The sequence below is a fragment of the Cellulomonas citrea genome, from assembly GCF_009829685.1.
GTDB lineage: Bacteria > Actinomycetota > Actinomycetes > Actinomycetales > Cellulomonadaceae > Cellulomonas > Cellulomonas citrea.
On sequence record NZ_VWSD01000307.1, the window covers coordinates 1 to 1,144 of the forward strand.

Here is a 1,144-nt window from a genome sequence, read left to right on the forward strand (position 1 = left end):
CGGCTCAGGGGCGGCCAGGTCGGGGATGGCCGGCGCGGCGCCGACCTGGGGCGCGACGGGCACTGCGGGCTCGGGCACCTCGACCGGTTCCACGAACGCCTCGGGGGCGGGCTCGACCTGATCCGCACCGTCGCGTCGGGGCCACGGCGGGGTCGGGACGGACGAGGCGGCGACCTGCTCGGGGTCCGGGATCCAGTCGACCGAGGCCGGCAGCGGCTCGACGTCACCGACCGGCACCTCGGCCAGGGCCGGCACGTCGGCCGGCACCTCGGGCAGGGCCTCGACCGACGCGTCGGTCGGCGCCTCGCTCACCAGGGGCTCATCGGCCGGGGGCAGGTCAGCCAGGGGCTCGGCGACGACGGGTTCGGCGTCGACAGGCTCGTCGCCCGGGACCTCCTCGACGGGCTCCGGCAGCACCGGCGGCTCGGCGACGGGAGCCGCCTCGACCGGGGCGCCCTGCGCCGCGAGGTCGACCGGGACCAGGAGCGGCGCCGGAGCCGCCCACTGCGGGCCCGGCGCCGTGGGCTCCGGCGTGGGTTCGGCGACCACGTCGGCCGCATCGTACGGCTCGGCGGCCGGGAGCCTGGTCCGGTCCCGGCGGATCGACACCACGACGTCGGCGAACTCCAGCGGCAGCGGTGCCTGCGGCTTGTGCACGGACACGTCGACGGCCTGCACCTGCGGGTCGGCCAGGACCGTGGCCGCGATGCGCTCGGCGAGCGTCTCGAGCAGATCGACCGGCTCACCGGCAAGGACGGCGACGACCTGCCGGGCCAGCACGCCGTAGTTCACGGTCTGCACCAGGTCGTCGCCCGCGGCGGCACGGCGGGTGTCCAGGTGCACGACGACATCGGCGACGAACCGCTGACCGTCCCGACGCTCGTGGTCGTGCACCCCGTGCCGGCCCTGGGCGGCCAGGCCGCGCAGCTCGATCCGGTCCAGCCGTCGCCCGTCGGTGCCCAGCACCAGGTCGTGGTCGTCCTGCGAGGTCATCGTCCTTCTCCGTCCCTGCGGGCCGCCGCCCATGCGGCACCCACCCGTACCGCGTCCACCGACGACGGCACCTCGTGCACCCGCACGGCCCAGGCACCGGCCGCCGCGGCGAGCGCCGAGACCGCCGCGGTCGCGTGGTCCCGGTCCGTCG

1 protein-coding gene is annotated in these 1,144 nt (G+C 77.2%); it reads right to left on the reverse strand.

The features are described from left to right. On the reverse strand, positions 1-993 hold a 993-nt coding region (gene folB / locus F2B26_RS17560; protein WP_235929730.1), incomplete at its 3' end, for a dihydroneopterin aldolase. Positions 994-1,144 lie beyond the last annotated feature (151 nt).